This window comes from Streptomyces sp. B3I8 (assembly GCF_030816915.1).
Lineage (GTDB): Bacteria > Actinomycetota > Actinomycetes > Streptomycetales > Streptomycetaceae > Streptomyces.
In genome coordinates this window covers 671697-693432 of sequence record NZ_JAUSYN010000002.1, presented here as the reverse complement: position 1 = coordinate 693432, position 21736 = coordinate 671697, and the positions used below count along the sequence as shown (strand labels likewise).

The 21736-nt window shown below is 72.8% G+C and carries 19 protein-coding genes; 9 read left to right on the top strand and 10 right to left on the bottom strand.

Annotated elements, in window-relative coordinates:
* Nucleotides 1–143: 143 nt before the first annotated feature.
* Both QFZ64_RS05320 and QFZ64_RS05315 read left to right on the top strand, forming a co-directional pair.
* Nucleotides 144–941 (top strand): electron transfer flavoprotein subunit beta/FixA family protein, encoded by a 798-nt coding sequence (locus tag QFZ64_RS05320; RefSeq protein WP_307062840.1) that lies wholly within the window; start codon nucleotides 144–146, stop codon nucleotides 939–941.
* A gap of 56 nt (nucleotides 942–997) precedes the next feature.
* Nucleotides 998–1960 carry an electron transfer flavoprotein subunit alpha/FixB family protein gene (locus tag QFZ64_RS05315; protein ID WP_307062838.1) on the top strand — a complete coding sequence of 321 codons (963 nt, stop codon included), beginning with the start codon at nucleotides 998–1000 and terminating at the stop codon, nucleotides 1958–1960.
* Between the two features lie 646 nt (nucleotides 1961–2606).
* Here QFZ64_RS05315 and QFZ64_RS05310 read toward each other — a convergent pair.
* From QFZ64_RS05310 to QFZ64_RS05295, 4 genes are all read right to left on the bottom strand, one after another.
* A complete protein-coding gene (locus tag QFZ64_RS05310; protein ID WP_307062836.1) occupies nucleotides 2607–2819 on the bottom strand; it encodes a hypothetical protein in 213 nt (70 codons plus the stop codon).
* A gap of 102 nt (nucleotides 2820–2921) precedes the next feature.
* Nucleotides 2922–3683 carry a hypothetical protein gene (locus tag QFZ64_RS05305; RefSeq protein WP_307062834.1) on the bottom strand — a complete coding sequence of 254 codons (762 nt, stop codon included), beginning with the start codon at nucleotides 3681–3683 and terminating at the stop codon, nucleotides 2922–2924.
* Complete coding sequence (locus QFZ64_RS05300; protein WP_307062832.1) at nucleotides 3680–4387, bottom strand: sigma factor-like helix-turn-helix DNA-binding protein; 708 nt, start codon at nucleotides 4385–4387, stop codon at nucleotides 3680–3682. The genes QFZ64_RS05305 and QFZ64_RS05300 overlap by 4 nt, the downstream gene beginning before the upstream one ends.
* 397 nt (nucleotides 4388–4784) lie before the next feature.
* On the bottom strand, nucleotides 4785–5861 hold the full coding sequence (locus QFZ64_RS05295; protein WP_307062830.1) for a LacI family DNA-binding transcriptional regulator: 1077 nt from the start codon (nucleotides 5859–5861) through the stop codon (nucleotides 4785–4787).
* A 174-nt stretch (nucleotides 5862–6035) separates the two neighbouring features.
* On the opposite strand from QFZ64_RS05295, the gene QFZ64_RS05290 reads away from it, so the two are divergent.
* Nucleotides 6036–6989: an ROK family protein gene (locus tag QFZ64_RS05290; RefSeq protein ID WP_307062828.1), complete on the top strand. Its 954-nt coding sequence runs from the start codon at nucleotides 6036–6038 to the stop codon at nucleotides 6987–6989.
* A gap of 543 nt (nucleotides 6990–7532) precedes the next feature.
* On the opposite strand, the gene QFZ64_RS05285 is transcribed toward QFZ64_RS05290, so the two are convergent.
* Complete coding sequence (locus QFZ64_RS05285) at nucleotides 7533–9605, bottom strand: NPCBM/NEW2 domain-containing protein (RefSeq protein WP_307062826.1); 2073 nt, start codon at nucleotides 9603–9605, stop codon at nucleotides 7533–7535.
* 314 nt (nucleotides 9606–9919) lie between these two features.
* Between QFZ64_RS05285 and QFZ64_RS05280 the strand changes: the two genes are divergently transcribed.
* The 3 genes from QFZ64_RS05280 (at nucleotide 9920) to QFZ64_RS05270 (ending at nucleotide 12890) form a co-directional block, all read left to right on the top strand.
* The gene (locus tag QFZ64_RS05280; RefSeq protein ID WP_307062825.1) at nucleotides 9920–10120 is read left to right on the top strand and encodes a hypothetical protein; all 201 of its coding nucleotides are present in this window, start codon (nucleotides 9920–9922) and stop codon (nucleotides 10118–10120) included.
* A gap of 161 nt (nucleotides 10121–10281) precedes the next feature.
* On the top strand, nucleotides 10282–11322 hold the full coding sequence (locus tag QFZ64_RS05275; protein WP_307062823.1) for an NUDIX hydrolase: 1041 nt from the start codon (nucleotides 10282–10284) through the stop codon (nucleotides 11320–11322).
* Between the two features lie 263 nt (nucleotides 11323–11585).
* Nucleotides 11586–12890: an MFS transporter gene (locus QFZ64_RS05270; RefSeq protein ID WP_307062822.1), complete on the top strand. Its 1305-nt coding sequence runs from the start codon at nucleotides 11586–11588 to the stop codon at nucleotides 12888–12890.
* Between the two features lie 102 nt (nucleotides 12891–12992).
* On the opposite strand, the gene QFZ64_RS05265 is transcribed toward QFZ64_RS05270, so the two are convergent.
* Together QFZ64_RS05265 and QFZ64_RS05260 are read right to left on the bottom strand one after the other, a co-directional pair.
* Nucleotides 12993–13316, bottom strand: a complete 324-nt coding sequence (locus QFZ64_RS05265; protein WP_307062820.1) for a hypothetical protein — start codon at nucleotides 13314–13316, stop codon at nucleotides 12993–12995.
* 99 nt (nucleotides 13317–13415) lie between these two features.
* Nucleotides 13416–14771 carry a dipeptidase gene (locus QFZ64_RS05260; protein WP_307062818.1) on the bottom strand — a complete coding sequence of 452 codons (1356 nt, stop codon included), beginning with the start codon at nucleotides 14769–14771 and terminating at the stop codon, nucleotides 13416–13418.
* Nucleotides 14772–14965: 194 nt separating this feature from the next.
* Here QFZ64_RS05260 and QFZ64_RS05255 point away from each other — a divergent pair, with 194 nt between their 5' ends.
* From QFZ64_RS05255 to QFZ64_RS05245, 3 genes are all read left to right on the top strand, one after another.
* Entirely contained in the window at nucleotides 14966–16171 is a 1206-nt protein-coding gene (locus QFZ64_RS05255; protein ID WP_307062817.1) for a geranylgeranyl reductase family protein, read from the top strand.
* A 120-nt stretch (nucleotides 16172–16291) separates the two neighbouring features.
* On the top strand, nucleotides 16292–17647 hold the full coding sequence (locus QFZ64_RS05250; RefSeq protein ID WP_307062816.1) for a sensor histidine kinase: 1356 nt from the start codon (nucleotides 16292–16294) through the stop codon (nucleotides 17645–17647).
* The gene (locus QFZ64_RS05245; protein ID WP_307062814.1) at nucleotides 17644–18309 is read left to right on the top strand and encodes a response regulator transcription factor; all 666 of its coding nucleotides are present in this window, start codon (nucleotides 17644–17646) and stop codon (nucleotides 18307–18309) included. Before QFZ64_RS05250 ends, QFZ64_RS05245 begins: the two co-directional genes overlap by 4 nt.
* A gap of 80 nt (nucleotides 18310–18389) precedes the next feature.
* On the opposite strand, the gene QFZ64_RS05240 is transcribed toward QFZ64_RS05245, so the two are convergent.
* The 3 genes from QFZ64_RS05240 to QFZ64_RS05230 all read right to left on the bottom strand — a co-directional run bounded on the left by QFZ64_RS05240 (nucleotide 18390) and on the right by QFZ64_RS05230 (nucleotide 21706).
* Nucleotides 18390–19151: a maleylpyruvate isomerase family mycothiol-dependent enzyme gene (locus tag QFZ64_RS05240; RefSeq protein WP_307062812.1), complete on the bottom strand. Its 762-nt coding sequence runs from the start codon at nucleotides 19149–19151 to the stop codon at nucleotides 18390–18392.
* A gap of 77 nt (nucleotides 19152–19228) precedes the next feature.
* Nucleotides 19229–20398, bottom strand: coding sequence for an MFS transporter (locus QFZ64_RS05235; RefSeq protein WP_307071581.1), 1170 nt, complete (start codon nucleotides 20396–20398; stop codon nucleotides 19229–19231).
* A 135-nt stretch (nucleotides 20399–20533) separates the two neighbouring features.
* Nucleotides 20534–21706, bottom strand: a complete 1173-nt coding sequence (locus QFZ64_RS05230; protein WP_307062810.1) for a methyltransferase — start codon at nucleotides 21704–21706, stop codon at nucleotides 20534–20536.
* Nucleotides 21707–21736: the final 30 nt, after the last annotated feature.

The following is a 21736-nucleotide window of genomic DNA, read 5'->3' as shown; positions in this document are numbered from 1 at the left end:
GCTTAGTGGGCAGACTGCAGGTGTACTGATGAGTAATATTTCGTTCGGGACGCGTTCCGTCCCGACCGGGAACGGCCGCTCCGGGCGCCTATGCTGCCTGGAGGAAGGCAGACCGGAAATGACGATGCAGTAGGAGAGCCGGCGTGAGCTTGAGGATCGTTGTCACTGTGAAGTACGTGCCCGACGCCACTGGCGACCGGCACTTCGCCGATGACCTGACCGTCGACCGGGACGACGTGGACGGTCTGCTCTCCGAGCTGGACGAGTACGCGGTCGAGCAGGCGCTCCAGATCGCCGAAGGCCGCCGGCAGGGAGGGGACGACGCCGAGGTCACCGTCCTGACCGTCGGCCCCGAGGACGCCAAGGACGCGCTGCGCAAGGCGCTGTCCATGGGCGCCGACAAGGGCATCCACGTCGAGGACGACGACCTGCACGGCACCGACGCGATCGGTACGTCCCTGGTGCTCGCCAAGGCGATCGAGAAGGCCGGCTACGACCTGGTCGTCTCCGGCATGGCCTCCACCGACGGCACCATGGGCGTCGTGCCCGCGCTCGTCGCCGAGCGGCTCGGTGTGCCGCAGGTGACGCTGCTCTCCGAGGTGTCCGTCGAGGACGGCGTGGTCACCGGCCGCCGTGACGGCGACACCGCCTCCGAGCAGCTCCAGGCCTCCCTGCCCGCCGTCGTGTCGGTCACCGACCAGTCCGGCGAGGCCCGTTACCCCTCCTTCAAGGGCATCATGGCGGCCAAGAAGAAGCCGGTTCAGTCCTGGGACCTGTCCGACCTCGGCATCGAGGCCGAGGAGGTCGGCCTGGAGGGCGCCCGCACGGTCGTGGAGAGTGCCGCCGAGCGTCCGGCCCGCACCGCGGGCACGATCGTCAAGGACGAGGGCGAGGGCGGCAAGCAGCTCGCCGAGTACCTCGCGAGCCAGAAGTTCATCTGAGGACGCCTCCTCACCGCCCCGCAGACTTCGCATTCGTCCCAAGGAGATCCGTTCCCATGGCTGAAGTTCTCGTCTACGTCGACCACGTGGACGGCGCCGTCCGCAAGCCCACCCTGGAGCTGCTGACCCTGGCCCGCCGCATCGGCGAGCCGGTCGCCGTCGCGTTGGGAGGCGGCGCCGGTGACACCGCCGCCGCGCTCGCCGAGCACGGCGCGGCTCGGGTCCTCACCGACGACGCCGCCGAGTACGCCGACTACCTCGTCGTCCCGAAGGTCGACGCCCTCCAGGCCGCCGTCGCCGCCGTCTCCCCGGCCGCCGTGCTGGTGCCCTCCTCCACCGAGGGCAAGGAGATCGCCGCCCGCCTCGCGCTGCGCCTGGGTTCGGGCGTCATCACCGACGCCGTCGACCTGGAGGCCGGCGGCGAGGGCCCGGTGGCCACCCAGTCGGTGTTCGCCGCGTCCTACACCACCAAGTCCCGTGTCTCCAAGGGCACTCCGGTCATCACGGTCAAGCCGAACTCGGTCTCCGTGGAACCGGCCCCGGCCGCCGGCAGCGTCGAGGCGCTGTCGGTGACCTTCTCGGAGCAGGCCACCGGCACGAAGGTGATCTCGCGCACGGCGCGGGAGTCGACCGGGCGTCCGGAGCTGACCGAGGCCGCGATCGTCGTCTCCGGCGGTCGTGGCGTCAACGGTGCGGAGAACTTCTCGCTCATCGAGGGGCTCGCCGACTCCCTCGGCGCGGCCGTCGGCGCGTCGCGTGCCGCCGTCGACGCCGGGTGGTACCCGCACTCCAACCAGGTGGGCCAGACCGGCAAGTCCGTCTCGCCGCAGCTGTACATCGCCAACGGTATCTCCGGGGCGATCCAGCACCGGGCGGGTATGCAGACGTCGAAGACGATCGTCGCGGTCAACAAGGACGCCGAGGCTCCCATCTTCGACCTGGTCGACTACGGCGTCGTCGGCGACCTCTTCCAGGTCGTTCCGCAGCTGACGGAGGAGATCAAGGCGCGCAAGGGCTGACAGGCCGGCACCACCCGGCCCGGTCGGGCGCGGCGGTCCGGGTGGTCGAGTGACCCGCGTCTTTCGCTGCTGGAGGCCCCCCGCAGCCGTCCCCGAGGACGGTCGCGGGGGGCCTCGGCACGCCGGCCGGTGGGCGCCCTGCCGGGCGGCGGGACTTCAGTGGTGCGTCTCGACGCAGTCGCGCCGTCGCGAGGCGGATCGTGAAGGCGAAGGGCTGCCCGTCCGACGTCCACGCCCGCGAGTCGCCTTCCGGCCTCTCGGGACAGCAACTCCAGCGGTAGGCCGTCGCCGCAGCCGAGGTCCGGCACGCGCTCGCTGCCCGCCACCCGGTCCACAGGATCTCCCCAGCTCGACCGGCTGTCCGGAGCACGGCCACGGCCGGACGCCGCCGCGGTCACCGCCGGGTGCTCGGCATGGAACGTCTGCAGAAACGCCTCGTGTGCCGCGGTGGTCGTCATCCGCCGAGCCCACGGCGCAGGCGCGGTGGGGAGCCGGCCGAGACCCCGGCGAGTTGCCGCACGGCCGTGTCCTACGCCTGTGGTGGGAACCCGAGTTGGGCCGGCGGCGTGTGAACGACCCTGTGGGACGGACGGCCTCGTCCGGAGCGAGACCGGGCGCAGCACCGACTCGGCCGGCCGGCGGGTGCTCAGGCGCCGTCACGGATCCACCAGAAGAGGAGGCCCGCGGCGCCGGCACCGATGCCGTAGGCGGCGCCGCGGACTGCGCTGAAGAGGATGGTGTTGCGGCGCCGGCGCATCCAGGCGGATGCCCTGACGAAGCGGCCGGCCTTCGGTGGTGCGGGTGCGGGTGCGGGTGCGGTGGTGGCGGTGACGTCTGCGGGGGCGTGAGGTTTGGTCATGCGGGCGCTCTTTCGCGTGGACGGGTGCCGCCGGGGCCCGGTGGGGCGGGCGGCTCGGGAACTCTCGTCGTCCCTGTCGGACTTGCTGTCCGCGCGGGTCGGTCAGTGGGGTGCGGTGAGGCGCTGGATGCGGTCCGGCAGCCGGCTGTCGGGCCGGCAGACCAGACCGTCCTCGCCGTGGCGGTCGGCGAGGGCCTCGTAACGCTTCTGCAGATGACGGACGGGGCTCGGTCCCGCTGTGCGGTGGCGGGTGGAGTAGGCGGTGAAGGACTCGACGGCCCTGACGAGGTCACGGGTGTAGCCGTCCGGAGAGCCGTCGACCCATTTCTGCGGGCCGCGGTCGCGCAGGGCGGTCATCTGCCGTTTCCAGAAGGCCGCTTCACGGATCTCGCCCTGGCTGAGATGGTGCAGGTGCAGGCAGTAGGCGGCACCGGTGTGTTCGGCGCCCGCGGCGAGCTGCCACCAGAACACGGCGCTCTCGGGATGGTTGGCGAGGTGGAGGACGCAGGCGAAGACGTGAATGCCGTGGACGTCTACTGGCAGCCACTCGGTGAAGGCGTCCGGAACGGGCTCGCCGGTGCCGTCGTCACCGATCAGCGCGGCGAGTTCCGAGACGTGGCCGACCGCTCCGGCCTCGGTGACGATCCAGCGGGAGATCTCGTCGAGCCGGTGCCGGGCACGGGCGCCGGCCGGCCGGTGGGCCGGCGCGGGCGGGACGAAGCCGGCGTCGGCGGCCAGCCGGCGCAGGCCCTCGCCGGCGTCGAAGGGGCGGCGCGGCTCGCGGATGAGCGGATCCGCCCCGCGCAGACGCTCGGCCCAGATCACGTCGGCCTCGGCCGGACGCCTGCTCCATGACGGTGTCATTGGCTCTCCTCCCTCTGCTTCGCCGATTTCACGGGGTTCTTGAGGTTCCCGGCGAACCCGGGGGTACCGGGGTTCCCGGCGAACCCGGGGGTACCGGGGTTCTCGGCGAACCCGGGGGTACCGGGGTTCCCGGCGGTCCCGGACATTCCGGAGATCCCGGGGTCCCCGGCGTCCCCGGGTTTCACCGGCTTCGCCCGTTGCCTCCCGCGGCTGTTGTGATAGACGGGGGCGAGGCGCTCGCGGGCCTTGCGGCAGTGGTGATCCACGGTGCTCGCGGTGATGCCGAGGTACCAGCCGGTCTTCCGGCTGCTGTAGTGCAGGATGTACCGCAGGATGATCACGTCGAGCTGTCGCTGGGGCAGTTTCAGCAGGGCCGCGTAGAGGCCGATGCCGCTCGGTATCGCGGTGAGCTCCTCGCGTGCCGCGCTCAGCGCCTCGTCGCCGACCACGCGTCGCAGGATGCTCCACGTCTGTTGCGGGAGGTTCGCCTCGGTGAGCAGCGCGTCCCAGTTCCGGAGAACCTCCAGGAAGGCGCGGTGGACCGCGCGTTCGGCGGCATCGTTGGTGGCGAGCCGGTGCAGCGCGTAGGAGTGCCACGCCTCCTGGTTCATCAGGTAGTGCGCCTCGAAGTCCAGCGGCAGGGGGAGTGGCGCCTGCGTGGCGGAACTGGAGCCCTCGTCGGCCCGGTGGACGTCTTCGTGCATGGGTCCTCTTCGCTGAGGTGTCGGGTGGCCCGGCGTGCGCCGGTGACGGCCACTCAATCGGCCTCACGCCCGGATCGCGCATGCACGCGACCCCTTGTGTGACTGTAGGAATTTCAACCTTCGTTCGTCGTGATCACGAGGGGACGGAGAGGCCCTGCCTGAGCTGCGGCGTCGACCTCGGGAGAGGTGGGCGCGGCTCTCCTGAGAGCATGTGAAGTGACGCGAGTCACATCTCGGGACCGAATTTTTTCAGCCAAGACGGTGCGAATCGGCCACGCGATGGTGGGACGGCGGGGAGCACGCCCTCGCCCGGCCGCACGTCCGCCGACGGGGAACAGCACCGCCGCCCTCGGTGAGCGGCTCACGGAGGGCGGCGGCGCGGTGCTGCTCGGGCGGCTCAGCCCGCCGGGGGCAGCTCGCCGGAGCCGCGCTGGATCAGCCGGGTCGGCAGCTCGATCCGCTCCGGGCCGAGCGGGCCGCCGTCGAGCTGCCGGAAGAGGCGCTCGGCGGCCGTGCGGCCCAGCGCGGCGGCGTCCTGGGCGACGACGGTGACGCCCGGCCGCAGCAGGTCGGCGAGCTCGAAGTCGTCGAAGCCGACCAGCGCGACCGGACGGCCGACCTCCGCGAGGACCCGGACGACGGTGACGGTGACGCGGTTGTTGCCCGCGAAGATCGCCGTCACCGGGGAGGAGCCGGCCAGCATCTCCTCGGCGGCGCGCCGTACCCGCTCCGGGTCGGTGACGCCCAGCGACATCCAGCCGTCCGCCACCGTTGTCCCGGCGTCCTCCATGGCCGCCCGGTAACCGCGCAGGCGTTCGGCGGCGGTGTGGATGCGGGGCATGTCGCCGATGAAGCCGATCCGGCGGTGGCCGTGCGCGATGAGGTGTGCGACGCCGTCACGCGCCCCGCCGAAGCTGTCGGAGAGCACCACGTCGGCGTCGATCCGGCCGGCCGGGCGGTCCACGAACACCGTGGCCACGCCCGCCTTCAACTCCGGCTCCAGGTAACGGTGGTCGTCCCCGGCCGGGATCACGACCAGGCCGTCCACGCGCCGCGCGCACAGCGCGAGCACCAGCTCCTGCTCGCGCTCTGGGTCCTCCGCGCTGGAGCCGTTTATCAGCAGCGCGCCGTGCGCCCGGGCCACCTCCTCCACCGCGCGGCTGAGCGGACCGTAGAACGGGTCGGCCAGGTCCTCCAGGACCAGTCCGATGCTCGCCGTACGGCCCTTGCGCAGCACCCGGGCGCTGTCGTTGCGCCGGAAGCCCAGCGCGTCGATGGCCTCCTGGACGCGCCGCTCGGTGTCCGGAGTCACCCCGGGCTCGCCGTTGACCACGCGCGAAACGGTCTTCAGACCGACTCCGGCACGCGCCGCGACGTCCTTCATGGTCGGGCGGTTTCCGTAGCGGCTGGCCGCGACGCGGTCTCCTCGGCGGGCGGTCTCGGGCACGATGCGCTGTCCTGTCCTGTCGTCCACGGGGTCCGGCGCGGTTCCTGTTCGCACCCGGGATGCGTCGGTCCATGGGGTTGTATGAGGATGTGGCGTCGAGCATAGAGCCTGGACAACGTTGTCAGATGCGAGAGAGACTGTCCACCGCAATCTCCGGCCTGCGCTTTCCCGCCGATACCACACTGGGGAGACCACACACTGATGCACACGGACCTCGTGGCCGCGCTCGACATCGGAGGCACCAAGATCGCTGGTGCGCTGGTGGACGGCCAAGGCCGGATACTGCTGCGCGCCCAGGCAGCCACGCCCGCGCAGGAGGACGGCGACACCGTGATGGGCGCCGTGGCCCAGGTGCTCGGCGAGCTGAGAGTCTCACCGCGGTGGGGCGCGGTGCGTGCCGTGGGCATCGGCAGCGCTGGTCCCGTGGACGCCTCCGCGGGCACCGTGAGTCCGGTGAACGTTCCGGGCTGGCGCGGCTATCCGCTGGTCGAGCGGGTGCGGGCGGCGACCGGCGGACTGCCGGTCACGCTGATCGGCGACGGGGTGGCCATCACGGCGGCCGAGCACTGGCAGGGCGCTGCGCGCGGGCACGACAACGCGCTGTGCATGGTGGTCTCCACGGGCGTCGGCGGCGGTCTGGTGCTCGACGGACGGCTGCACCCCGGTCCCACCGGGAATGCCGGGCACATCGGGCACATCAGCGTCGACCTCGACGGCGACGCGTGTCCGTGCGGGGCGCGCGGCTGTGTCGAGCGCATCGCGAGCGGGCCGAACATCGCGCGGCGCGCGGTGGAGGCGGGCTGGCGGCCGGGGCCGGACGGCGACGCGTCGGCCGCGGCGGTCGCCGCGGCGGCGGTGTCGGGGGACCCGGTGGCGGTCGCCTCCTTCGAGCGGGCGGCGCAGGCGCTGGCCGCGGGGATCGCGGCGACGGCGACGCTCGTCGAGATCGACATCGCGGTGATCGGCGGGGGTGTGGCCAAGGCGGGCGAGCTGCTGTTCGCTCCGCTGCGTCGGGCGCTGACGGACTACGCGACGCTGTCCTTCGTACGGGGCCTGGAGGTGGTGCCCGCGCGGATGGGAACCGACGCGGGCCTGGTGGGCGCGGCGGCCGCGGCGCTGACGGGGGTGGAGAAGGAGACGGTGGCGGGCGTCTAGTTCTCCGCCCTGGCTCCAGAAGCCTCAGGCGACCACGCGGTCTCCCGCGCCTCTCCGGGGCGCGGGAGACCGCGTGCACCTCGGGGAGAGGCGCGGGGCCGCCGTCACCGTGAGGCCCGCGTTCCCTTCGGCGACGCACTGCTCGTCGGCGTCGAAGACAGTCACCCCGGCACAGGAACGTGACCGATACCCGAACCTCATGAAGGGCCGACGGCACCCCCTCGTGCACGGGCTGAGGTCCGAGAGCGCGGAAGGTGCCTGTGATGCCCGGTGGCCCTCGTCGGGCCGGTCGGTGCGGCAGCTCCTCGCGACGGCCGCACCGACCGATCGACCCGTCGAAGAGTCACGGCCTAGAACTAGGGCCTCTCGTTCGGATCATTCCGGCGTCGCGGGGTCCGGTACGCGCCTGTGCGGCGTTGTCGTCGGTTGCCGGGGCTCCGCCCTGGCGTCCTCCTCCGCCTTGCAGCCGCACGCACCGGACCCCGCTCGGGTCGGTCGAAGACGCACCGCGCCTCCCGGCCGGCCTGATCCGAACGAAAGGCTCTAGCAGTGCAGCCGTGCCTCCGCCCAGTCCGCGTGGTCCGAGTCGACGCCGTCTCCCGCGTCACCCACGACCAGCCGTACCACCTCCGCCCCGCTCACGTCCGCGGACACCGACTCGGCCGGCATCGCGTTGGTCAGCGTGCCGGTCGACGCGACCTCCTTGCCGTCGGCCCAGACGGAGAACGTCACCGACCCGCGGTCTCCCTTCTCGTCGTCCACGCCGGCCTCCGCCGTGACCCGGTCACACCGCTTCGCGGTGTAGAACTCCACGGCGCTCTCCGCGTGCACGCCGAGCCCGTCGCCGTACACCACCCCGCCGATCGTCAGCGGATGGCCGTCGCCCGCCGCGTCCTCGCCGTTGCTGGTGTTCCGTTCGACGGGCCCGTAGCCGTTCACGGTGGACAGCCATGGCAGGTCCCCCAGGGAAGAGGTCCCCGCCGGGGGCGGCACGGCCACGGTCGCCGTCACCGGCACCGCCATCCGCACGTGTGCCCCCGTCGGCGACCGGTAGGACGCGCGCACCGTGAGGCCGTACGCCCCCGTCGCCGCCCCTTCGGGCACGCTCAACCGCCACGACGTGCGCAGCGGGTGTCCCGTCCGCAGCACGGTCGTCCGTGCCGGCGACAGCGCCCGTACGGTCCAGCCCTCGGGTCCGTCGAGCGACACGGAGGCGTCCAGCGCGGGTATGCGGCCGAGACCGTCGAGGACCGACGTGAGGTCGGCCGTGCCGCCCGCCTGCGTCAGGGTGGAGCCTTCCAGGCCGAGTTCCGCGGCGGGCGGGTACTGCGCCCAGTGTCCGTCGGCCGCGACGCGGACGAGTACGGTGCCGTGCGCGGGCACCGTCGCCGCGATCGTGCCCGCGGTGCCGCGGGTCTCGTGCCGCCACAGGTCCCGCACCGTGTATCCGGCCGCCCGGGGCAGCCCGACGGCGGCGGCGGTCGTCGCCACGCGCTGCGCGCCGCCGCTCTCGTTGAACAGTGCCACCGCCCTGCTGCCGTCCTTCATCTCCTTTGCGACCACCCAGCGCCCGCCCTCGGAGGAGACGACCGTGCCCTGCCTGCCCAGCGGGTCCTGGTCGACGGCGACGACCTCCTTGTTGCCGAGGATGTCGAAGGTGGCGTCGGAGGCGGTGCGCAGGTCGGAGCCGATGAGCAGTGGCGCGGCCATGACGGACCACAGGGAGAAGTGGGTGCGGTACTCGGTGTCCGTCATGCCGCCGTTGCCGACCTCCAGCATGTCCGGGTCGTTCCAGTGCCCGGGCCCGGCGTACGGGGCGAGCGGCAGGTTCTTCTTGACGATGGACAGCATCGAGCCCCAGCTGTCGTCGATGTCCCCGGTGGTGCGCCACAGTTGGCCGACGTCCGCCGCCCACTCCCAGGGCTTGTTCTCGCCCCACTCGCAGATGCTGTAGACGATCGGGCGGCCGGTGGCCCGCAGCGCATCGCGCATGGTGGTGTACCGCTGCTTCGCGTCCACACCCTGGTTGTTGCAGTTGTCGTACTTGAGGTAGTCCACACCCCAGTCGGCGAACTGCTGGGCGTCGCTGTACTCGTGGCCCAGCGCGCCCGGGAAACCGGCCTCGTTGCACGTCTTGGTGCCCGCGCTGGTGTAGATGCCGAGTCTGAGGCCCTTGGCGTGCACGTAGTCGGCGACCGCCTTGATGCCGTGCGGGAAGCGCGCCGGGTCGGGCACCAGTTTGCCGTCCGCGTCACGGGCGGGCAGGGCCCAGCAGTCGTCGAGGTTGACGTATTTGTAGCCGGTGTCCGCCAGGCCCTTCTCGACGAGGATGTCGGCGATCCCCTCGACCATCTTCTCGTTGAACTCGGCCCGGCAGTGGGTCGAGTTCCAGTTGTTGAAGCCCATGGGCGGGGTGGCGGCCGGCTCGTCGGCGCGCGTGGCGGCGTCGGCGGCCGATGCGGAAGCGGCAGCAACGGCGGCGGATGGTGCGGGCGCGGGGGCGGCGGTGGCCTGCGGTGCCGTCAGGACGCCCGCGCCGAGCAGTACGCCCGCGGCCAGCAGGCCCACGGCATCTCTTGTACGGGATCGATCGGTGGTACCGGGCAGGTGACGCATCGTTACGTTCGCTCCGTCCTTGCCGGGGGTGCGGTTCGGGGGGTAGGTGTGCGATCGAGGGTGGGGGTCGGTGGTGCGGTTGGGGATGCGGTGTCGGGCGGCGGTCCGCCGAGCGAGGTGGCTGGGCGTCGCGAGCGCGGTGGCGCGCGCCGGGCAGGGGTCGCGAGCGGCGGTTTACATGCGCGCGTCAATGTGAGCATGTGCGGTTACGGTAGACCGTGTTCGACTCTGTTGGAAGTGTGCCGACATCGCATCCGTCGATCACCCCGGACCCGGCGCCGTGACCTTCGGCGCCCCGCGCAGTTGAGACGGGCATGAAGAAGCGCAGCATGCTCGCCATCGCCTCCCTGGCCACCGGATTCGTCGTCGCGGCGATCTCGCCCTCGCACTCCGCCGACCACGGCGTCCTCGGGAACCTGAACGTCGACGACGCCCAAAGCGCCGTCGACCACACCGCGCTCCTCGGCCACGACAACCTGAGCCCGGTCGGCGAAACTCACGAGCACCGCGGCTGACCGCCGCCCCGACGCACGGCGCCGGTGTCCCCGGAGGGCACCGGCGTCGTCGTGTGTGCGGGGGACGGGTCCGGGCCCGATGGGCTCCCTCTTCAGAAGCTGGTTTCCGTGGCAGGGTGGAGCGGGCAAGCCTCAGGGGGCCGAACAGAAGAGGGGGAAACGTGATCGTCTGGGTCAACGGCGCGTTCGGTGCGGGCAAGACCACGACCGCACGCGAACTGATCGACCTGATCCCGAACAGCACGCTCTTCGACCCCGAGGTCATCGGCGGCGCGCTCACGCACCTGCTGCCGCCCAAACACCTCGCCGAGGTCGGTGACTTCCAGGACCTGCCGATCTGGCGACGGCTCGTGGTGGACACCGCCGCCGCGATGCTCGCCGAACTGGGCGGCGTCCTGGTCGTGCCGATGACCCTGCTGCGTCAGGAGTACCGCGACGAGATCTTCGGCAGTCTCGCCTCCCGGCGTATTCCGGTTCGCCATGTCCTGCTGGCTCCGGCCGAAACGATTTTGCGCGAGCGAATAGCCGGGCGGGAGATCCCGCCCGACCTCCCCGACGGCGACATGCGCTTCAGACAGTGGGCGTTGGACCACATCGAGCCCTACCGTGCCGCCCTCGCCGCATGGCTCACCGCCGACGCCCACGCCGTCGACACCAGCTTCCTGACCCCCCGTGAGGCCGCCCTGCGGATCGCCGAGGGAGTGCGCACCGGGGACGTTCCGGTCCGTGACATCGTGCAGACCCCCGAACCGACCGCCGAGACGCTCGCGGCAGGTGTCCTCCTCTTCGACGAACAGGACCGGGTGCTGCTCGTCGACCCCACCTACAAACCCGGCTGGGAGTTCCCCGGTGGCGTCGTCGAACCGGGTGAGGCCCCGGCCCGGGCGGGGGTGCGCGAGGTCGCCGAGGAGACGGGGATCCAGCTCACGGACGTGCCCCGGCTGCTCCTCGCCGACTGGGAACGGCCCGACCCGCCCGGCTACGGCGGCCTGCGGCTGCTCTTCGACGGCGGTCGGCTGGACCCCGGTGAGCGGGGCCGGCTGCTGCTGCCCGGCCCGGAACTGCGCGAATGGCGCTTCGTCACCGAGGACGAGGCCGCCGACCTGCTCCCGCCGATCCGCTACGCCCGCCTCCGCTGGGCCCTCCGCGCACGTGAACGTGACACGGTTCTCTACCTGGAAGCGGGCACACCGGTCGGCTGACCGCGGACGCACCGGAGGGCGCACCGGTCGGCTGACCGGCGGGTGCGGCACGGCTGTGGGGGATGGCACCGACGATCCGGCCAGTATGTGCGGGGCCGGGCGCAGGCGTCACCGGCCCGAGCCGGCGGCGGTGGCGCTACCGCCCGTGCCACCGCCCGTGCCTGGCCTCGCCGAGCCCGCTTTGGTGACGCCGGGCCCGTGCCGCAGGCGCTCCCTGCCGTCGTGCGGCTCCAGTGCTTCCCCCACATGAAGGGTGACACCGCATGAGCCAGGACGTGCGCGGTGGTCTCCTGCGCCGCCACCGCGACTTCCGTCTGCTGTGGTGCGGCGAGACCGCGGGCAGGTTCGGCGCGTCCGTCACCGGGGTGGCGATGCCGCTGGTTGCCGTCTCCACCCTGCACGCCGGCACGTTCGAGGTCGGTCTGCTGAACGCCGCTGCCTGGGTCCCCTGGACGATCATCGGTCTCCCGGTCGGTGTCTGGGTGGACCGGCTTCGCCGCAGACCGCTCATGCTGGCCGCCGCCACGGTCTCCCTCCTGCTGTTCGCCGGCGTCCCGGTGGCCGCACGCTTCGGCTGGTTGAGCATCCAACTCCTCGTGGCCGCCGCCCTGCTGACGGGCACGGCGGCGGTGTTCTTCCAGACCGCCTACAGCGCCTACCTCCCCAGCATCCTCGAGCCCGACGACCAACCCGAGGGCAACGCCGAACTGCACGGCAGCGCGTCCGCCGCGCAGATCGCCGGGCTCGGCTCCGGCGGTCTGATCGCACAGTGGGCAGGTGCGGTGAACGGGATGTACGCCAACGCCGCGACGTTCCTCGTCTCCCTCCTCTGCCTCGCGGGCATCCGGCATCGTGAGCCACGCGTCACCAGAACCGGACGTCGTCCCAAGTCGCTGGTCGACGAAGTCCGCGAGGGCCTGCGGCTGATCGTCGTCGACCCCTGGTTCCGCGCGCTCACACTCTTCGCGGCCGCCTCCAACCTGGCGCTTGTGGGCTACCAGTCGATCCAGGTGGTCTTCCTGGTCCGGAGTGTCGGCCTGCCCCCAGAAACGGTCGGCGCACTCCTCGCGGCGACGGGCGCCGGAGGTGTGGCCGGGGCATTCGCCGCACGCCGGGTCGCCCACCGGATCGGCACGGCTCGCGCGACACTGCTGTTCGAACTGGGACTTCCCATGCTCGGCCTGCTCATCCCGCTGACCGTCGGCGGAGCCGGCATCCTGCTCTTCGTGGCAGGCGGCTTCAGTGTCTCCGCGGGTGTCGTGGCCGGCAACATCATCAAGGCGAGCTTTCAGCAGCGCTACTGTCCGCCGCATCTCCTCGGCCGCCTCACCGCGAGCACAGCGTTCCTCAGCTACGGAACCATCCCCGTCGGAGCTTTGCTCGGCGGCGCGCTCGGGACCGCGCTCGGCCTCCGCACCGCCATGGCACTCACGACCGCGGGAGTGCCGCTCGCCGCACTGATCCTGCTCTTCTCCCCGATCCGGCGAACCCGCGACCTGCCGGCGTTCCGCATGCCGACGGCTCCTGGCGAACGTCCGTCGACTGCTGCCGGCCAGTCGCCCGGCTGAGCGACTCAGCCTCGCGGCCGTGCCGCAGGGGTCACATCCCGGCCCGGGACGAGGAGTTGGCAGTAGCTGCCCTTTGCCCATTCCCTACTGCTCGTCTGCTCCTCACAGGTCCGAGGCACCGATCCAGCAGATCGTCGCGACCACGTCCGAGGCCTTGCCGGTCGCTTCGGCTGCCGGCAAGACCCGGTCCCGGCAGTCGGCCACGATCCGGCACCAGGGCGATCGTCTGTCGATCTCCGGGTCGATGCCCGGACCGTGGTGTCCGAAGATCCCGCCACCGGGCTCGACCTGCCACATCGGGAGACCGAGGACCGCCCGGCCGTGAGCGGCGGGCTCCTCGACGACTTCGGCGAGGTGAACCGTCGGCCATGGCGGACCCAGGTTCTCCAGCGGCCGCAGCAACACGGTGGCCCGGGGTGTGATCACGACGTCTCGGGCACCGAGGTCGCACCGCGCAGCGGTCACTCCTTCGATGCGGCCGGGCGTTCACCCGCAGCACGTCCGGAGGCCGTGGGCGTCTTCGGGTCAGTTGCCCGCGTAGGCGCGCAGGAACAGTGCCTCGGCGACCGACAGTCGCTCCAGTTCCTCCGGCGAGACGCTCTCGTCGACCGCGTGGATCTGTGCCTCCGGCTCGCTGAGGCCGATCAGCAGGATCTCCGCCTCCGGGTACAGCGAGGCGAGCGTGTTGCACAGCGGGATCGAGCCGCCCTGCCCCGCGTGCTGCATCTCCTGGCCGGGGTAGGCCACGGCCATCGCCCCGGCCATCGCCGCGTACGCCGGGCTGGTGGTGTCCGCGCGGAACGGCTGGCCCTGGCCGATCTGTTCGACCGTCACCCGGGCACCCCACGGCGTGTGCTTCTCCAGGTGGGTCCGGAGCAGCTCGGTCGTCGCCACCGCGTCCGCGCCCGGCGGCACCCGCAGGCTGACCAGCGCGCGGGCGCTCGCCTGCACCGACGGGGTTGCGCCCACCACCGGCGGGCAGTCGATGCCGAGGACCGTGACCGCCGGGCGCGCCCAGACGCGGTCGGCGACCGTGCCCGAGCCGATCAGCTCCACGCCGTCGAGGACCTTGGCTTCCTGACGGAACTGCGCCTCGTCGTACTGCAGTCCCTCCCAGTGGGCCTCGCCGTCCAGGCCGTCGACCGTCGTGGAGCCGTCCTCGCCGCGCAGCGAGTCCAGCACCCGGATCAGGGCGGCCAGAGCGTCCGGTGCCGCGCCGCCGAACTGGCCGGAGTGCAGATTGCCCTCCAGGGTGTCGATCCCGACCCGCAGCATGGTCATGCCCCGCAGCGTCGTCGTCACGGTGGGCAGGCCGACCCGGAAGTTCCCGGAGTCACCGATCACGACGGCGTCGGCGGTGAGCAGCTCCGGGTGCTCCTCGGCGTACCGCTCCAGGCCGCCGGTGCCCTGCTCCTCCGAACCCTCCACGATCACCTTGACGTTGACCGGCACCCCGCCGTTCGCCTTCAGCGCCCGCAGCGCGAGCAGGTGCATGATGACGCCGCCCTTGCAGTCCGCCGCGCCCCGCCCGTACCAGCGGCCGTCACGCTCCGTCAGCGTGAACGGCGGCGTGCTCCACGCGGTCTCGTCCAGCGGCGGCTGCACGTCGTAGTGCGCGTACAGGAGCACTGTCCGGGCGCCGGCCGGGCCGGGCAGGAAGCCGTACACCGACTGCGTGCCGTCGGGGGTGTCGAGCACGGCCACGTCCTGGAAGCCCTCGGTGCGCAGTGCCTCGCAGATCCAGCGCGCCGCGGCCTCGCTCTCGCTCTTCGGGAACTGGCCGAAGTCCGCCACCGAACGGAAGGCCACCAGCTCGGTGAGCTCCTCCCTCGCCCTGGGCAGCAGCGAGGCGACGGTCTCGGCGACCGGATTCGACGACATGGGCACGCTCCTTGTGGGTGCGACGTTCTACTTTCGAAAACTTTTGTTTGCCTGTGACCGTGTGGTGCGCGGATGCTTACGGATGTGCGCCGCGCGCACGCTGCAGATCCTCCCACAGCGGCCCGCGCGCCCGGCCACCGTAGGATGCGTGGGACAGGTGCGGCAGGCGGCTTGAGCGGGAGCAGTAGACCATCGTGAGCAGCGAGAACTCATCGGCGGAAGGCACGCAACGGGTGTGGGACGTGGTCGTGGTGGGGGCGGGGCCCGCCGGGGCCTCGGCGGCCTACGCCGCGGCGGTCGCGGGACGCAGCGTGCTGCTGCTGGAGAAGGCCGACCTGCCCCGCTACAAGACGTGCGGCGGCGGCATCATCGGGCCCTCGCGGGACACCCTGCCGCCCGGCTTCGACCTGCCGTTCAAGGACAAGGTGCACGCCGTCACCTTCTCGAACAACGGCCGCTTCACCCGTACCCGCCGCTCCCGGCAGATGCTGTTCGGTCTCATCAACCGTCCTGAGTTCGACCAGCAGTTGGTCGAACACGCGCAGAAGGCGGGCGCGGAACTGCGCACCGGCGCCACCGTCGTCCGGGTCGAACAGCACGGCGCGGCCGTGCCCGACCGGCGCACGGTCGCCCTCGTCCTCCAGGGCGGCGAGACGGTGCTGGCCCGCGCGGTCGTCGGCGCCGACGGCAGTGCCAGCCGCATAGGAGCGCACGTCGGGGTCAAGCTCGACCAGGTCGACCTCGGCCTGGAGTCGGAGATCCCGGTGCCCGAGACCGTCGCCGAGGACTGGAAGGGCCGGGTGCTCATCGACTGGGGCCCCATGCCCGGCAGTTACGGCTGGGTGTTCCCCAAGGGGGACACGCTCACCGTCGGCGTGATCTCCGCGCGCGGCGAGGGCGCCGCCACCAAGCGGTACCTGGAGGACTTCGTCGCCCGGCTCGGCCTCGCCGGGTTCGAACCCAGCGTCTCCTCCGGCCATCTGACCCGCTGCCGCGCCGACGACTCGCCGCTCACCCGCGGACGCGTACTGGTGTGCGGGGACGCGGCGGGGCTGCTGGAGCCGTGGACCCGCGAGGGCATCTCCTTCGCCCTGCGTTCCGGGCGGCTCGCGGGGGAGTGGGCGGTACGGATCTCCGAGGCGCACGACGCGGTCGACGCACGCCGACAGGCCCTGAACTACGCCTTCGCGATCAAGGCCGGGCTGGGGGTCGAGATGAGCGTCGGCAAGCGGATGCTGAAGGCCTTCGAGCGCCGTCCGGGGCTGTTCCACGCGGCCCTCACCGGGTTCCGCCCGGCGTGGAAGGCGTTCACCGACATCACCCGGGGTGCCACCACGCTGGGTGAACTGGTCCGCAGCCATCCGCTGGCCCAGCGGGCGCTGACGGCGTTCGACCGGTAGGCGGTCGGTCGGCGCCGATCGGGGACCCCTGTGATACCCCCCGGTACTACCGGGGGAGTACCGGTGATCGCCCCGCGCGGGTGACGCGGCACCCGCCCGGTGCCGTCTAGCGTGACGGGCATGAAGGAGCGACACACGCGGGCCCCGGCGTGGTGGTCCACGCCCGGGTCCGGGCCGCCCTGGTGGCACGGCACGGACGACGACGCGGGGAGCGGCGGGGGGTTCGGCCGCGTCAGAGGCGCCGGAGGTCCGGTCGGCGCCGGTCCCCGCCGCACCTCCGCGTCCGGCGGGCGCCGGCTGCCGTGGCCCTCCACCGTGCTCCTCACGGCCGTCGTGCTGGTCGGCACGCATGCCGCCGCGCAGGGACAGCGCGGCAGCGGGCGCGCGGAGCTGGACGGCTTCGCGCTGCTGCTGCTCCTGCTCGGCTGCGGGGTGCTGCTGTGGCGGCAGCGCCACCCGGTGGCCGTCGTCCTCACCACCGCGGCCGTGGTCATGGTCTACCTGGGAGCCGGCTACCCCTATGGTCCGGTGTTCCTGGCGGTCGCCGTCGCCTGCTTCGGCGCCGTCGTCACCGGGCACAGACGGGCGGCCTGGGCCGCGGTGGCGATGCTGTGGGCGGGGCACGTCGTGGTGGCGCACTGGCTGTACCGTGCGCTGCCGCCCTCGGGGGACGCGGCCGCCTCCTGGGGGCAGGAGGCCGTCGTGGCCGCGTGGGTGGCGGCGGTCGTCGCGGTCGGCGAACTCGTGGGCGTACGGCGCGAGCAGTGGGCGCGCGAGCGGGCCGAACGCGCCCGGGCCGCCCGGCGCCGCGCCGACGAGGAGCGGCTGCGGATGGCCCGGGAACTGCACGACGTCCTCGCGCACAGCATCTCCGTGATCAACGTGCAGGCGGGTGTGGGCCTGGCGCTGCTCGACTCCGACCCCGAACAGGCCCGTACCGCGCTCACCACGATCAAGGCGGCCAGCAAGGAAGCCCTGGGGGAGGTGCGGCAGGTGCTCGACAGACTGCGCACGCCCGGTGAGGCGCCCCGGGCGCCGGCGCCGGGTCTGGACCGGCTGCCGGAACTGGTCGCGCAGGCCGCCGACGCCGGACTGGGCGTCGAGGTCGAGGGCACCCCGCCGAAGCTGCCGCCCGGCGCCGACCTGGCCGCGTTCCGCATCGTCCAGGAGGCGCTCACCAACGTCGTACGGCATTCCGGGTCCCGGCACGCGCGGGTCACGCTCACGTCCGGCGAGGGCGTTCTGCGGCTGCGGATCGACGACGACGGTCCCGCGACCGGCGCCGACGCCGGAGGCAGCGGCAACGGTCTGGCCGGCATGCGCGAGCGGGCGGCGGGTCTCGGCGGCACGATCGAGGCGGGCACGCGGGCGGACGGCGGCTTCCGGGTGCTCGCGGTACTGCCCCTGCGCGCATCCGCGGCCGACGGCACCCCGGAGCCCCCGGCGACCCATGGCCCATCCCAGGAGGAACGGTGATCCGCGTCCTGCTCGCCGACGACCAGTCGCTGGTCAGAGCGGGCTTCGAGGCACTGCTCGACGCCCAGCCGGACATCGAGGTGGTGGGCGAGGCCGCCGACGGGGAGGAGGCCCTGCGAGCGGTGCGCGCGCTCACCCCCGACGTCGTCCTGATGGACATCCGCATGCCCGCCCTCGACGGGCTCGCCGCCACCCGCCGCATCACCGAGGACGCGCGGCTGGCCGAGGTCAAGGTGATCATGCTGACCACCTTCGAACTCGACGAGTACGTCTTCGAGGCGATCCGGTCCGGTGCCTCCGGCTTCCTCGTCAAGGACACCGAGCCGGCGGAACTCCTGCGCGCGGTACGGGCGGTGGTCGAGGGGGACGCGCTGCTGTCGCCCGGTGTGACCCGGCGGCTGATCGCGGAGTTCGCCGCGCGCTCCAAGGAACCCGCGGCGGCCGCGTCGCTCGCCCGGCTCACGACACGCGAACGGGAGGTGATGGCCCTGGTCGGGCTGGGGCTGTCCAACGAGGAGATCGCGCGCCGCCTCTTCGTCAGCCCGCTGACCGCAAAGACGCACGTCAGTCGCACCATGGTCAAACTGGGCGCCCGCGACCGCGCGCAACTGGTCGTACTGGCCTACGAGTCGGGGCTGGTGCGGCCGGGGTGGCTGGGCTGAGACGAACCGGCCGCACGCGCGCCGGGGCGTGCCCCTGACCGACGGGCCGACGGGCCGCCGTCCGACGGCCCGTCGTGCTCTCAGCCGACGGCCGACGTCCTCCGCCAGAGGCCGGCGAGTGCGGTGTCGCCGCTGACGGAGGGGACCGGAGCGCGATTCCACAGGGCGAGGTACAGGACGGCGGCGGGCCCGGCCAGTTCGCAGTCGGCCTCCGCGGTGGCGCCCCGCTCGGTGACCGGGGGCTCGGGAGAGAGCCGTACGGTCCACGCGGTGTCCGGGACATCGGTGGTCCGGACGCGCAGGACGCGCGGGGCCGGCGCCCGCACCCGGCTCCGGGACCGGGCGTGGAAGCCGCGCAGCAGTTCGTCGATGCCGTCGGCGGCGAACTCGGCCGTGAACCCGTGCGTGGGATCCGCGGCGACGGCGGCGGGGGCGGCGCCGCGCGCGGCCTCGGCGTCGACGCGGTGCACGGCGGTCTCGTGCGCCTGGCGCCGCGCCCAGAAGGCGACCGGGGTTCCGGCACCGGGCAGGAAGGTCCAGCACCGCAGGTCGGACGGGGCACCGGCGAGCGCGTCGACGAGCAGACGGTGGCCGTCGCGGTACCAGGCGAGGAGCGCCTCCCCGTCCAGATCCGGGACCTTGTCCCGGGGCCGTGCGGAGGTGTGCCGACCGGTGACGAAGGCGCCGGCCCAGCGGTGGATCGCGCCGGTGTGCCCCAGCAGGTCGCGCATCCGCCAGCCGGGGCAGGTCGGCACCTCGGCCCCGGGACCGGTCTCCTCGGCGATCTCGCCGAGCAGCCGGCCCTCGTGGTCGAGCGTCCGGAGGAAGCGGGCAGTGTCCATGCGCGCAGTCTGGCCGACGGCCGGTCGTAGGGCGAGAGAGGGGCAGTGAGCCGGCCGGGGCGGTCCTGTCCCGGCCCTCAGGTGCGGGCCGCGTGGCGGGTGAGGAAGGCGATGAGGGCGGCCACCGCGGCGAGCACGGCGACGCTGGTGAGCGCGGTGGACAGGGAGAACCATTCCGCCATGAAGCCGATCGTGGGCGGCCCGAGCAGCATGCCGCCGTAGCCGAGCGTGGACGCGGTGGCGACGCCGTCGGGGCCGCCGAGCGCACCGGCGCGTTCGACCGCGGTGGGGAAGATGTTGGCGAGCCCCAGCCCGGTGACGGCGAAGCCGAGCAGGGCGGCCCAGGCGGACGGGGCGAGCGAACCGAGCAGCATGCCGCCCGCGGCCGTCGCGCCCCCTGCCACCAGGGTCCGGGTCCGGCCCAGCCGTTCCAGCAGCACCGTCCCGGTGAGTCGGCCGACGGTCATGGCGAGGGCGAAGCACGAGTACCCCACCGCGGCGAGCCCCGGCGTGGCGCCGAGGTCCTGCTCCAGGTGGAGCGCGCCCCAGTCGGCCATGGCCCCCTCGCCGTAGGCGGTGCACAGCGCGATCAGCCCGAAGGTCAGCACCAGGGCGCGGGTGCGCGGCTGCGAGCGCCGCGGAGCCCGCCGTTCCTCCGGCGTCGGCTCCGGGGGCTCGGGCGGTTCCTGGCGCAGCAGCTCCCGGCCCGCCACGGCGGTCACGGCCAGGCCGATCACGGTGAGACCGCACAGGTGCCACGTCGGCGTCACCGACCCCGCCACCAGGCCGCCGAGCCCGGCTCCGACCATCCCGCCCAGGCTGAAGGCGGCGTGGAAGCTGGGCATGACGGGCCGCCGCAGCGCGGCCACCAGGTCCACGGCCGCGCTGTTGAAGGCGACGTTGATCCCGCCGTACGCCGCACCGAACACGCACAGCACCGCGCCCAGCGCCCAGACCGAGTGGGTGAGCGGCGGCAGGGCGATGCTGAGGGAGAGCAGTACGGCGCAGACGACGGTCACGGGGTGGCTGCCGAACCGGCGGCAGAGGCGCCCGGTGAGCGTCATCGTGACGACGGCCCCGGCCGAGACCCCGAGCAGTGCCAGCCCCAGCGCGCTCGTGGAGGCGCTGGTCTGCGCCTTGATGGCGGGGATGCGCACGACCCAGCCGGCGAAGACGAAGCCGTCGAGGGCGAAGAAGGTGGTCAGAGCGATACGCAGGCGGACGAGATCGGTGGTGCGGCCCGGCACGACGGTGTGCGGACGGGCTTTGTTTATTTGCGGCACAAAATCAGACTAGGAGTGCTGTCAACAGGGCGGCAGGAGCCCAGGGACACCGACGGCACGGCGGTCACCGCCCCAGCGGTCACCGTCCGGTGCGCACGGTCACTTCTTCACGGCTTTCAGCACCACGAACTTCGGGTCGCTCGCCACCAGTTCGCTGTTGCCGAACAGGCGGCGCAGGGTGACGTGGTGGCCGAGGTGGCGGTTGCCGACCACCCAGAGTTCGCCGCCCGGACGCAGGGCACGGCGGGCCTGGGTGAACATGCGCCGGGCGGTGGCGTCGGTGGTGGCCTGGTGGGAGTGGAACGGCGGATTGTTCAGCACCAGGTCGACCCCGGCCGGGGCGAGGTCCGCGAGGCCGTCGCCGACCATGAACTCCGCCCCGCCGGCGCGGTCCGTGCCCGTGGTGTTCTCCCGGTACGTCTCCTCGGCCGACGCCACCGCCTGGTACGACTCGTCCACGAACAGGACGTCGGCTCCGGGCTCGTCGAGAGCCACCGCGGTGCCCACGATCCCGTTGCCGCAGCCGAGGTCCACCACGCGTTGTCCGGCGCGGGCACGCGGGAGGTGGCGCAGGAAGAAGCGGGTCCCGATGTCGAGCCGGTCGGCGCAGAAGACACCCGCGTGGTTGGTGACCGGCCGTCCCGACAGCACGCCGACGTCGTCGGGGAGCGCGTAGCGGTACGGCCAGGGGTCGCGCCCACGGGCCATGTGCGCGTCGGGGGCGCAGTGGATCAGCCGGGCCTTCTGCTCGGCGAGGGAGGTGCGGGTCGGACCGAGGATCCGCTCGAAGGTCCGCAGCGTCGAGGTGTGGATCTCCTTCACCATGCCGGCGCCGACGACGACCGTGTCCGGGCGCACGGCCGGGGCCAGCCGGTGCAGTTGGTCCTCCAGCAGCGCGAGGCTCTTGGGTACGCGGACGAGGAGGACGTCGACGGTGTCCGGGGGCGGATCCTGGGTGGTGAGCAGGCGCACGGCCGACGGGTCGACGCCGGCCCGCGCGAGGTTGGCGAGGGTGGCCTGCCGGGCGAGGAACGAGTCGGTGACCTGGGTGGGGCGGTACGGGGCGAGCGCGGTGGTGAGCGCGCCCCAGCGGTCGCCGAGGACGACGACGGCGGGGACGTCGGCACCTTCGACGGTTCCCGCGTTCCCGAGAACGCCGGCCACCGCGAGGTGGCGGAGCAGGTACGCGTCGGCGGCGTCCCAGGCGCGCAGCCGGTCGCGGGGGTCCGCGGGGAAGCGGGTGAGGTGATAGGTGCCCTGGGGAGTGGTCATGGGGTCGTTCATCGCGTGCCCAGGCTATCG